Source organism: Noviherbaspirillum aridicola, from assembly GCF_019656455.1.
GTDB lineage: Bacteria > Pseudomonadota > Gammaproteobacteria > Burkholderiales > Burkholderiaceae_D > Noviherbaspirillum > Noviherbaspirillum aridicola.
On the sequence record NZ_BPMK01000012.1, the window covers coordinates 152,912 to 160,725 of the forward strand.

At 61.5% G+C, this 7,814-nt stretch carries 3 protein-coding genes and 1 rRNA gene; 3 read left to right on the forward strand and 1 reads right to left on the reverse strand.

The window, feature by feature from the left end; genetic code table 11:
* Window positions 1-40: 40 nt before the first annotated feature.
* Both NCCP691_RS14635 and NCCP691_RS14640 read left to right on the forward strand, forming a co-directional pair.
* Complete coding sequence (locus NCCP691_RS14635) at window positions 41-2,893, forward strand: insulinase family protein (protein ID WP_220809281.1); 2,853 nt, start codon at window positions 41-43, stop codon at window positions 2,891-2,893.
* 58 nt (window positions 2,894-2,951) lie between these two features.
* Entirely contained in the window at window positions 2,952-4,208 is a 1,257-nt protein-coding gene (locus NCCP691_RS14640; RefSeq protein ID WP_220809282.1) for a metal-dependent hydrolase, read from the forward strand.
* Between the two features lie 338 nt (window positions 4,209-4,546).
* Here NCCP691_RS14640 and acnB read toward each other — a convergent pair whose 3' ends face one another.
* Window positions 4,547-7,132 carry a bifunctional aconitate hydratase 2/2-methylisocitrate dehydratase gene (gene acnB, locus NCCP691_RS14645; RefSeq protein ID WP_220809283.1) on the reverse strand — a complete coding sequence of 862 codons (2,586 nt, stop codon included), beginning with the start codon at window positions 7,130-7,132 and terminating at the stop codon, window positions 4,547-4,549.
* A 471-nt stretch (window positions 7,133-7,603) separates the two neighbouring features.
* Between acnB and NCCP691_RS14650 the strand changes: the two genes are divergently transcribed.
* Window positions 7,604-7,814: ribosomal RNA gene (locus NCCP691_RS14650) — 16S ribosomal RNA — on the forward strand; the annotation flags it as partial.

Here is a 7,814-nt window from a genome sequence, read left to right on the forward strand (position 1 = left end):
TATGATAAGGGCCGCTCAATCGATATTCGCAGCCCCCTTTATGCCTTTCCAGAAACTACGCAGCAAGAAGATCGCCGCCATGCAGGCCGAGGTGCAGGAATTCGAAGATCCCGCAAGCGGCGCGCGCCACATTCACCTCGCCAACAGTGACAAGGAATACGTCTTCCTCGTCGCCTTCCCCACGGTTCCGGATGCCAGCGACGGCCGCGCCCATATCCTCGAACATCTTGCGCTATGCGGAAGCCGGCGTTATCCGGTGCGCGATCCGTTTTTCGCCATGTCGCGCCGCTCGATCGCGCACTTCATGAATGCGATGACGTACGCCGACAAGACCGTCTATCCCTTTGCCAGCACCGATCGCACCGACTTCTTCAACCTGCTGCATGTGTATCTCGACGCCGCGTTCTTTCCGCGGCTCGACTATCTCGATTTTCTGCAGGAAGGCTGGCGTCTCGTGCTGGAGGGCGATCAGCTGAGCTATCAGGGGATCGTGTTCAACGAAATGAAGGGCGCGTTCGCCGATCCGGTTCGCGCCCTCGATGCCGGCATTGCAGCCGAACTGCTCGCGGGTACCACCTATGCGCACGAGTCCGGCGGCGATCCCCTGCACATTCCATCGCTGACGCACGAGGCACTGCGCGAGTTTCACCGAACCCACTATCACCCATCGCAGGCCGTCTTCATGACGGCGGGGGCGATCGACCCGACAGAGATCCAGCAGGTCATCGACGAGCACGTCCTGAGCCAGATGCACGGCAAGCTGCCGCGGCTCCTGCCCGAACTGGCCGGACAGTGGCCGGCGCCGAAGTCGACCAGGATCAGCATTCCGGGGCGCGACCATGGCATGCAGTTCGCCTGGCTGCTGGGACAATCGGTCGATGTCAACGCGCACTATGAGGCCATCCTGCTTGACACCGGCCTGCTCGGCAATGCCGCCGCGCCGCTGGCGAACGCCATGGAGAGCGCCGGCTTCGGGCGGCCATCGGCGATGAATGGCGTCGATACCGGCATGCGCCAGCTCGTCTTCCACCTCGGCATGGAAGGACTGCAGGAAGACCAGGTCGCCCAGGCGCGCGAGCAGATATGGCGCGCGCTTGAACGCGCCGCCGAGGAGGGGGTTCCGCGCTCGGTCCTAGAAGCCGGCCTTCGTGATCATCGCTTCCGCCAGCGCGAGATCGCCGCCGGATCCCTGCCCAATTCGATGCGCCGCCTGCTGCGCGCCATCCCTTATGAGATGTACGGCGGGGATGTGATGCTCGGCTTCGACAACGAGGATGTGCTGCGCGATCTGCAGCAAAAAATCGCCGACCCCGCATGGTTCAAGACGCTCGTGCGCGGTCTGCTCGACAATCCCACGCGCCTGGACGCCGAAGTGCTGCCCGATCCCGACTACTTCGACAAGCGCGAACAGGCCGAGCGTGCGCAACTGGAACAACGGCGCACCGCCCTGACCGAGAGCGAAAAGCAGCGCCTGCAGCGCGAAGCGGAGCAACTCGTCGAACGGCAACGGGCGCCGGTAAACAACGATGTCCTGCCGCGCATTCTTCCGCAGGATCTCGATCCGACGCCTCACCCCGTCGAAGCGGTACGGAAGGATGCTTCCGGTGCCGCACCGATCGTCATCGCCTCCAACGCCGTGTCGTACGCGCGCGTGCTGTACGACCTCTCGGATCTGCCCGAACAGGACTGGCCGTGGCTCCAGCTCTATGCGGAGATCGTGACCGAACTCGGTGTCGGCAGCCGGACCTACCTGGAAGCCGATGCATGGCGTCACGACAAGGTTCCGTACTTCGACATGAACGTGCACGTGATGCAGACGCAGGGCGACTCTCGCGGCCTGCGCATCATCGCCGACTTCTATGCCAAAGGCCTGAGCGAAGAAAATGCCGCGATAGCCGAGGTCCTGAAGGACTCGGTGCAGGGCGCCCGGTTCGACGAACTCGACCGCATCGCCTACCTCATCGACAGCAATATGCAAGACCTGCGCGACGATCTGGCCGAGAATGGCGATGATTACGCCAAGCTCGCCGCAACCGCTCCGCTTTCGCCGTTGCGACGTTATGAACAGATGGTGCGGGGCTCCGCCTGGCTGGAATTCTTCCATCGCCTGCACGGCCAATCGAGGGACGATCAAGGCTTGCGCCGGATTGCCGAGAAACTCGCCGCCATGCACCGGCGCATAACATCGGCGCCAGGCACGGTCCTCGCAGCCGGCGCCGAGCACGACGTGCGCAAGCTGATCGAGGGCGTTTCACTGCCTTCAGGCACCGCGCCTTCGCAGCCGTCATGCGGCGCACCCGCCGCAGCGCCTCTTGCCAATCTCGCGCTGCATGCGCCGGCGCAGGTCAATCACTGTTTCGCCGCGTGGCCGGGCCCCACCTTATCGCATCCCGACGCGCCAGTCCTGGCCGTACTCGGCGAACTGATGACCAACCTGGTGTTGCATCAGTCTCTGCGGGAGGAGGGCGGCGCCTATGGCGGTCATGCCGCCTATTCCACCGACTCCAATCTGTTCGTGATGATGTCCTACCGGGATCCGCGGCTTGAGGAGACCTATGAGGTCTTCCAGGACGCGATTGAGTGGGTACTCGACAGCGACATCGCACGGGAAAAGGTGGAGGAAGCCATCATCTGCGTGATGCAATCGCTCGACCGGCCGCGCACGCCTTTCGAGGCCGTCATGTGGGCCTGGGAACAGCAGGAGCGCGGTATAACAGATGAAATACGACGCAGCTATCGGACCGGCGTGCTGGAGTGCACGACCGAGCGCCTGAAGCAAGCCGCTGCCGACTGGCTCAAGGACAAGCCATTCAGCCGTGCGGCCTTCGTCGGCAGGTCGGAGCAAGCCCTTGCCGGGCTAGAGCTTCTGCGACTGGCTGAACTGGCGGGCTGACCGTGATCGCCAGTGCAGGACATTCCCTCAGGGTGGCGGCGCATGGGCGGGGGATAGCATGGACAATCTGAGCCATGCCCTGGCCGGCCTAGCGGCCGGCGAAATTCTCCACCGCCTGCTGCCTGCCGAAAGCGATCCTCGCGCCGCTTCGACCCGCCATCGTCTGCTGCTCGTCACGGCAGCGCTGGCCGGGAATTTTCCCGACCTCGACCTGGTTCTCACGCCGCTGTTGCCGGCGCCGCTCGGATACCTTCTCCACCACCGGGGCCATACCCATACGCTGCTGTACGCGCTGCCGCAGATGCTGTTGCTGGCAGCCGCAATGCTGCTGGCCTGGCCCGGTGCAAGGCGTCAGCTAACGGCGAGCAGGGTCTCGCGCACCGGATTTCTGTTCGCGCTGGCACTGGGTTTCGGCCTGCACCTTGCCATGGACTACCTCAACTCCTATGGCCTGCATCCCTTCCATCCCTTCGACGCCGGTTGGCTGTATGGCGACATGGTTTTCATACTCGAGCCGATGTTCTGGATCGCCCTCGGCGCGCCATTGGCCATGACCATCTCCAGCCGCCGCTGGCGGCTGCTCTGGTTGTCGCTCCTGCTTGCCGTACCGTTGTACTTCACGGTCAAGTCCTTCCTCTCGTGGTATGCCTTGGCCGTCTTGTACGCCGTGGCAGCCTTCGGCGCGCTGGCCCAGCTCGGGACCGGTCCGCGGGGTTGCAAGGGGCTCGCCGCCGGCATCACCATGCTCTGCGTATTCGTCGGCGTGCAGGCCGCAGCGTCGCGCCAGGCCGGTCAGGTGGTGCGCGCCGCGATGCAGATGCGCGCCGAGCCCGGCGTTGTGCACGACGTCGCGCTCACTGCGTTTCCCAGCCATCCGGTTTGCTGGGTGTTTGCGGCCATCGAGAGCAGTGAAGGAAAGGACGAATACAGGCTTGCACGGGGCGTCGTCAGCCTCGCGCCCGATCATCTACCGGCCGCAGCCTGCCCGCAGGCGCTGAACATCCTGTCGGGCAGCGCGGGGCGAGAGGCAGTCGTCTTCGTCGACGACACCAGGGGCAGCCTGAAGAAGTTGAGGGAGACCCAAGCCCAGGACTGCTTCTTCGATGCTTGGCTGCGTTTTGCGCGGATGCCCTTGCTCGAGGAAGGCGTCGCCAGCGATCTTCGCTTCAGGAGCAGTGCGCGGGGAAATTTCACCGAGATGGACTTGTCGGACTTCCGTTCCTCGCCATGTCCGGAAAACGTACCCCAATGGCGCCATCCACGCGCAGACCTGCTGAATCTGAAAACACTCTCAGATGGGAATGATTTTCAATAAGGACGAATTCACAAAATTTTGTATGGCACAGCGGGGAAAACCCCGCTCATATTGGGCCGGCAGTACCCAAAAAAATCCAGTTCAGGAATCGAGCGAGACACAAGCCCGACGGCGATCCCGGCGGGCTTGTTTATATTCAGGGCGTGAATAACAGGCATCACGAACTGAAAGCGGACGGCTCTCTTGCGTTTCGTTAAGATTCAACCCGTCTCCTCCAACTCTCCTTGAATTGGATTTACCCGCAAGTCGAAAGACCTGCGGGTTTTTTTTTGCCGTCACCCATCCGTCAGTCGAAAAAAAGGCCCGCATCTGCGGGCCTTGCTGTTGCATCGTACGGCTTAGATCTGGACCGTGTCCGCCACTTCGCGGAAGTCCTGGATCTGGTCGAAGTTCATGTAGCGATAGATGTCGGCGGCGTTCTTGTCGATGACGCCGATATTCGCCATGTACTCTTCCTTGCTCGGAATCTTGCCGAGCATCGCGCAGACCGCGGCCAGCTCCGCCGAACCGAGATAAACGCGCGTATCGAGGCCGAGGCGGTTCGGGAAGTTGCGGGTCGATGTCGACATCGCCGTAGAACCCTTGCGGATCTGAGCCTGGTTACCCATGCACAGCGAGCATCCGGGCATCTCCATGCGCGCACCGGTGCGGCCCAGCGTGCCGTAATGGCCTTCGGTCATCAGAACCTGCTGGTCCATCTTGGTCGGCGGAGCGATCCACAGCCGTACCGGAATATCCGACTTGCCCTCGAGCAGCTTCGACGCCGCGCGGAAGTGCCCGATATTGGTCATGCAGGAACCGACGAACACCTCGTCGATCTTGTCGCCGGCGACTTCGGACAGGGTCTTCACATCATCCGGGTCGTTCGGGCATGCGACGATGGGCTCATGGATGTCGGCCAGGTCGATTTCGATCACGGCGGCGTACTCGGCGTCCGCATCCGGGGCCAGCAGTTCCGGTTTGGCCAGCCAGTTTTCCATGGCCTTGATGCGACGTTCCAGCGTGCGCTTGTCTTCGTAACCGTTGGCGATCATCCACTTCATCAGCGTGATGTTCGAGTTCATGTACTCGATGATCGGTTCCTTGTCCAGGCGCACCGTGCAACCTGCGGCCGAGCGTTCGGCGGAAGCATCCGACAGTTCGAATGCCTGTTCCACCTTCAGCTGCGGCAGGCCTTCGATCTCGAGAATGCGGCCGGAGAAGATGTTCTTCTTGCCCTGCTTCTCGACGGTGAGGAGACCCTGCCGGATCGCGTACAGCGGAATCGCATTGACCAGGTCGCGCAGCGTCACGCCGGGTTGCATCTGGCCCTTGAAGCGCACCAGGACCGATTCAGGCATGTCCAGCGGCATCACGCCGGTCGCTGCCGCAAACGCAACCAGGCCGGAACCCGCCGGGAAAGAGATGCCGATCGGGAAGCGGGTATGCGAGTCGCCGCCCGTGCCGACGGTGTCGGGCAGCAGCAGGCGGTTCAGCCAGGAGTGGATCACGCCGTCGCCCGGACGCAGGGAAACCCCGCCACGAGTCGAGATGAACTTCGGCAGTGTCAGGTGCGTCCGCACGTCCACCGGCTTCGGATAGGCCGCGGTGTGGCAGAACGACTGCATGACGAGGTCAGCCGAGAAACCGAGGCAGGCAAGATCCTTGAGTTCGTCGCGCGTCATCGGGCCGGTGGTATCCTGCGAGCCGACGGTCGTCATCTTCGGTTCGCAGTAAGTGCCCGGGCGGATGCCCTTGCCTTCCGGAAGACCGCAGGCACGGCCAACCATCTTTTGGGCCAGCGTGAACCCCTTGCCGCTGTCAGCCGGGTTCTGCGGCAGGCGGAACAGGGTGGAAGGCGGCAGGCCGAGTGCTTCGCGTGCCTTTGCCGTCAGGCCGCGACCGATGATCAGGGGAATCCGGCCGCCGGCACGCACCTCGTCGAAGATCACATCCGACTTGACCTTGAACTCGGCGATCACTACGCCATTCTTCAGTGCCTTGCCTTCATACGGGCGCAGCTCCACCACATCGCCCATTTCCATTTTCGAAACGTCGAGTTCGATCGGCAGAGCGCCTGCGTCTTCCATCGTGTTATAGAAGATCGGCGCGATCTTGCTGCCGAGGCAGACGCCGCCGAAGCGCTTGTTCGGAATGAACGGAATGTCCTCGCCGGTGAACCACAGCACCGAGTTGGTTGCCGACTTGCGGGAAGAACCGGTACCGACCACATCGCCCACATATGCGACCTGGTGTCCCTTGCTCTTGAGCGCTTCTATCTGCTTGATGGGTCCGACCTTGCCCGGCTCATCGGCCTGGATTCCCGGACGCGGGTTTTTCAGCATCGCGAGTGCGTGCAGCGGAATATCCGGACGTGTCGTCGCATCCGGAGCCGGCGACAGGTCATCGGTATTGGTTTCGCCGGTTACCTTGAACACCGTCACGGTCAGGCTCTGCGGCACTTCCGGGCGCGATGTGAACCACTCGCCTTCGGCCCACGACTGCAGCACGGCCTTGGCATTGGCGCTGCCCTTGTCCGCCAGCTCCTTGACGTCATGGAAATAGTCGAACATCAGCAGGGTCTTTTTCAGACCCTCAGCTGCCGCCGTGCCCACTTCGGCATCATTGAGTACGTCGATGAGCGGCTTGATATTGAAACCGCCGAGCATCGTGCCCAGCAGTTCGACGGCCTTGGTGCGCGAGACCAGGACGCAGGAGTCTTCGCCCTTCGCAATTTTTTCCAGGAACGCAGCCTTGACTTTGGCCGCGTCATCCACGCCCGCAGGAATGCGGTATGCGAGCAGATCGACGAGGAATTGTTCCTCGCCCTTGGGCGGATTCTTGAGCAAGGAAATCAGCTCTTCCGTCTGTTTCGCCGACAGCGGCAGCGGAGGAATGCCGAGCGCGGCGCGTTCGGCAACATGTTGGCGATAGGCTTCTAGCATGGACGTTCTCGCAGAGTTGGATGAATGGTATTGACGCCGCTCCGCAGAGTAGCAGCCTTGCTGCTACTCCCGCAGGACGCGGCATTATACCATTTCGGACAGTCAAGTCTTCTATAAGACATAAGACAGGAAGCTGCTGTCGATCGAGCCGGCGAACTTTTCGCAAAAAAGGTGTTGACGGAAACGAGGCGATTCTCCATAATCTCGTTTCTCTGCTGCTGACGAACAAAACGATTCGCAGCAAGCGCCGGCAAGGAAAGAATGGCGGGTGCGGCAGACAGGATCTTTAACAATCAACAGCCGATAAGTGTGGGTACTTGGTACGGTGCGTAGACGAGCAATCGTCGAAGCTAAAAAGTAATCAAGTGCTCGCACAAAATATAGGTAGGAATCGCAAGAGAACTACCTGTCAGTATTTTGAGTGAGCGACGGTTCTACGGAACCTGCCCGAGAGGGCACAAAACAGGCATTGAACTGAAGAGTTTGATCCTGGCTCAGATTGAACGCTGGCGGCATGCCTTACACATGCAAGTCGAACGGCAGCGCGGGGGCAACCCTGGCGGCGAGTGGCGAACGGGTGAGTAACATATCGGAACGTGCCTTAGAGTGGGGGATAACTAGTCGAAAGACTAGCTAATACCGCATACGACCTACGGGTGAAAGTGGGGGATCGCAAGACCTC